General features: G+C 32.6%; 5 protein-coding genes. 3 read left to right on the top strand and 2 right to left on the bottom strand.

Translation table 11 applies throughout. The annotated features are described in order from the left end of the window. Positions 1–93: 93 nt before the first annotated feature. Both HMPREF3029_RS01380 and HMPREF3029_RS01375 read right to left on the bottom strand, forming a co-directional pair. A complete protein-coding gene (locus tag HMPREF3029_RS01380) occupies positions 94–1,047 on the bottom strand; it encodes a hypothetical protein (RefSeq protein ID WP_070623574.1) in 954 nt (317 codons plus the stop codon). A gap of 1 nt (position 1,048) precedes the next feature. Then, a complete protein-coding gene (locus tag HMPREF3029_RS01375) occupies positions 1,049–1,885 on the bottom strand; it encodes a hypothetical protein (RefSeq protein ID WP_070623571.1) in 837 nt (278 codons plus the stop codon). A 206-nt stretch (positions 1,886–2,091) separates the two neighbouring features. Between HMPREF3029_RS01375 and HMPREF3029_RS01370 the strand changes: the two genes are divergently transcribed. The 3 genes from HMPREF3029_RS01370 to HMPREF3029_RS01365 all read left to right on the top strand — a co-directional run bounded on the left by HMPREF3029_RS01370 (position 2,092) and on the right by HMPREF3029_RS01365 (position 3,561). Next, positions 2,092–2,283 (top strand): hypothetical protein, encoded by a 192-nt coding sequence (locus HMPREF3029_RS01370; RefSeq protein WP_070709334.1) that lies wholly within the window; start codon positions 2,092–2,094, stop codon positions 2,281–2,283. A gap of 4 nt (positions 2,284–2,287) precedes the next feature. Beyond that, positions 2,288–2,458 (top strand): hypothetical protein, encoded by a 171-nt coding sequence (locus HMPREF3029_RS09530; protein WP_210400768.1) that lies wholly within the window; start codon positions 2,288–2,290, stop codon positions 2,456–2,458. Between the two features lie 206 nt (positions 2,459–2,664). Next, complete coding sequence (locus HMPREF3029_RS01365; protein WP_070709332.1) at positions 2,665–3,561, top strand: nuclease-related domain-containing protein; 897 nt, start codon at positions 2,665–2,667, stop codon at positions 3,559–3,561. Positions 3,562–3,685: the final 124 nt, after the last annotated feature.

The following is a 3,685-nucleotide window of genomic DNA, read 5'->3' as shown; positions in this document are numbered from 1 at the left end:
ACTTTGCATTAGGCGCGATATTATTTAGTATGCTTACATACTGGAAATTACCACCATGGATTGTCGTGTTGACTGGAGCTGTTGGTGGGATGTTTATTCATCTTCTATGAATTGAACCATGAATATATCCGTATCACGGGGAAGGTAGATGATTTCTGCCTTTCCTTTTTTAAGTTCATGTAGTTCTGTTAAACTGATGACATTTTTAATTCGCTTCGTTAGTTTTTTACCTTCGTCTGTTACATACTGGATGCTAAAAAGCACTTGAGGTTGTTCGTTTACGTGAAGTCCAGTTTGAGAGTAACTGAGAATTTCACCTTCGACAGTTTTTCCATATAATAACAATTCTCCAAACTCTTCTTCAGAATTAAAAGAAATGAGTGGGTGGTATCTCATGACGATATCGAAACTACTCGAAAGTTTCAGTAATATTCTTAAAAGGATAATCCCAGAAATCGGTGCCCATAGCCAAGACGTTACTGGACTTAAAAATCTCCAGCCGTATCCGTCATTTTGAACGTAATACGTCACTATAAAAAATCCAATCATATAGACGATGTTAAAAATAATCCACACCGAAGCAAAAGGACTCGTCTTCGTTTCGTATTCTCCGTCATTAAGAGTAAACGGAGGCTGAAAACCGTTTTTATTTAACTTTAAATCAATCGTTTTACCTCTTTCAAAACGGTGTTCGTGTGGCTTTGAATCGACAACTTTTACATATGATTTTACGGAATTTCCTGCTAAATTTAAAAATTGTACGAGCAACTTTTTAGAGATTTCGTTATTGTTTTCTTGTATAACCTCTTCATTTAATATATCAGCGTGTACGAGTTGGCCTGAGTACCTAATATCCTCATGTTGCGTCAATAGTTTTTGTGGTCTCGTTACCAATTTATAAATCATAAATGTTTGTACGAGATAAAGTACAACCCCGACAACTAAAAGAATCGTCGCAACGATTGGTGTAGTTCGAATAGCTGGTATATATAAGAAAAATATTGGAAACACGTACATAAAAAAGAATATGAGTAGTATAAACATCATGTTAAATCCTCTCTTTCTTTATAAGATTGCCCTTATGATCAAAAGTTAAATGGTAATCTTCTCTCGTTCCTTTAAGTGGAGTGTTAAAAGACACGTCATTTCCATCAAATCGCGACTGGATAGTTGCGATATTATTATCGTTAATAATTGTGGTTGATTCATCGTATTCGCCCATATCTTTTAAAATTTCTATCGCCGTATCTACAATTTTTTCATAGCTATCAAAATTAAATTGAGACACTTGAATCGATGCAGTGACGGGATCGACATCTTCCTTTAGTTTTTCAGGGATGATACTCCATGATCCGATTGACATATTATAATAATATAGGTCGACATGTTTTGTATTATTTGGATCGACAACATACACGTATAGATTAGTAGAATTCAGCATGATACGCCCTTCATACACGTAAAATTCACGTGTACCGACAAGTTCGAAAAGAGATTCCATAATCTCATCGCGTTTGTCACGATTTGTCAAAAGATTATTTGATTTGAAAACATTGATAATTTCCATGATTTCTTCTTCAGACAAATAACGATTGATATTCTCTTCTTTTAAATACATATCAAATTGTCGATTGATTTCGACATCAAACTCGGTACCATACTTTTCTTCTGCATCTTTAATAATGTCTGATGAAGTGATGACTTCATTGCTCTCGTCTAAAAATATCCTTTTAACTTTATCGGTTAACGATTGTTCACTGTCTTCTTTGTTCAATTTTTCAGGACTTTTTCTGAACGTGTCTTCAATCGCCTGTTCGACCGCTTGACAAGAAGTTAAAAACAGAGCAGCTACAAAGTTCAGCAAAATGAATCGTGTTTTATTCATTCCTTATCTCCTTGAGAATGTTTATTTAAAATATGTATATTATTTACTTACTTATAATTTTAGCACCCTGAAACCATTGAAATAAAGCGATTTATAGAACATTTACAAAATCTTTACAATATGAAACGAATTGATGTAAAGATGAAATCAAAGTGTTTGAAATGTATAATGAATAGTAAGTAGAAGAGTGTTAAGGAAGTGTAAAGATGAATGTTAAAAAGTTCTTCGTCATTTTGTATATAGCATCACTCGCAATATTTTTAGGCGGTTTTGTAGTAAGTCATTATGAAACTCTACGACCGTTTAAACCGTTTTATTATGTATTTACATTTGCAGTGACGATCGTCATACTCGTATTTGGATTTAGAGGGTTATATAATGCTTTTGAGGAGGAATGATAATATGAAATTTAAATGGCTATTCGTTTTATTGTTTGTCGCATTCGGTGGAACGTTTCTATTTTCGAATATTGATATGTTAATTCCATACAGAAAAATATTTTTATTTGTAGTATTGCTTTTGTTCATAGTAGCATTTATTACAAGTATTTTTAAGTTAAAGAATGAAGCCTGAACTTTTTTGAGTTCAGGCTTTTATTATGGAAACAATAAATTATCATTATTGCCACTTTTAAAATATGGCTAGGTTTTTAATCGATTTATAAAAAATAGATGATTAAATGATTTAGATTTTAAAGAATGTAATGATTTCCGTGAATTTATGGTGTTTTTGTATTTGCCTGATATGAGTTAATGTATGTCTAAAAAGGAGTTTTTACTATGAAATCACTCGTACATAGACAACTTGATGCGCTGAAATGGAGAATGGATTTAACGAATGAGCAGTTATATTATTTGGAAAATTTAACAAGAGGCTACAGCGGGGAAAAGGAATTTAAAAGTTTCTTGATGAATTTAGTTGGTGAGAGTGCCTGTATACTCACAGATTTTACATTTTCAGTCGATGGAGTAGTTAGACAAATTGATGCACTGGTTGTGTTTCGAAACGCAATTTTTATATTCGAAGTAAAGAATTATCATGGAGACTATCTGTTTAGAGATGGTGATTTTTACAACACAAAATTCACTAGTAAAGTGAGATCACCACTAGAGCAACTGGATAATACAGTAATATTATTCAATCGTCTGACTCAAAAGGTGGGGATTACTCTTCCAATAAAAAGTTACGTCGTATTCATTGGTAAAGATTTTCATCTATATGAATCACCGCGTGGTCTTAATATAATCATGCGCGGTCAACTTAAAAAGTTTTTAAATGAATTGCGGTTAAAATATCAGCACGCAGATCAAGGTACAAAAAAGCTTGTCGAGAGTATATATCAGTTTAGACATTTAGAAGAACGAAGGTTAGACATCAACTATTCCTATGAAAGTTTAAAGAAATCTTTGTTTTGTATTGATGATGGAGGAGAAATTATATTAAACAATCGAACGTATTATGAATGTCAGAAATGTAACGGGAAAACTCCAATAGAAGCGGTCGTCCTACAAGCAATTAAAGATTTCCAAACACTATTTCCAGAGATGAAAATAACAATTTCTAATCTCTATAATTTCACAGGAGAGAAAATCTCAAGATATCACTATAGAAAAGTGTTAAATTCGCATTATCAGCGAGTAGGTAATGGTCGCGGTGTTCAATATATAGAGAAATAGCTGATTAAGAGTGGCTCGTTTTTCATCTTGTTAAATTAACGAGGGTGCCTTTAACGGAAACGCCCTTTGTGTAAACGAAATAAAATTAATTAGTTACGTCCATATAATTGTGTAAAATAGAAAA

The organism is Nosocomiicoccus sp. HMSC059G07 (assembly GCF_001815515.1).
Taxonomy (GTDB): domain Bacteria; phylum Bacillota; class Bacilli; order Staphylococcales; family Salinicoccaceae; genus Nosocomiicoccus; species Nosocomiicoccus ampullae_A.
This window is presented reverse-complemented; position numbering and strand designations above follow the sequence as displayed.

Coding starts and splice junctions, on each gene's coding strand:
- HMPREF3029_RS01380 (WP_070623574.1), bottom strand. CDS start 1,047: ATGATGTTTATACTACTCATATTCTTTTTTATGTACGTGTTTCCAATA.
- HMPREF3029_RS01375 (WP_070623571.1), bottom strand. CDS start 1,885: ATGAATAAAACACGATTCATTTTGCTGAACTTTGTAGCTGCTCTGTTT.
- HMPREF3029_RS01370 (WP_070709334.1), top strand. CDS start 2,092: ATGAATGTTAAAAAGTTCTTCGTCATTTTGTATATAGCATCACTCGCA.
- HMPREF3029_RS09530 (WP_210400768.1), top strand. CDS start 2,288: ATGAAATTTAAATGGCTATTCGTTTTATTGTTTGTCGCATTCGGTGGA.
- HMPREF3029_RS01365 (WP_070709332.1), top strand. CDS start 2,665: ATGAAATCACTCGTACATAGACAACTTGATGCGCTGAAATGGAGAATG.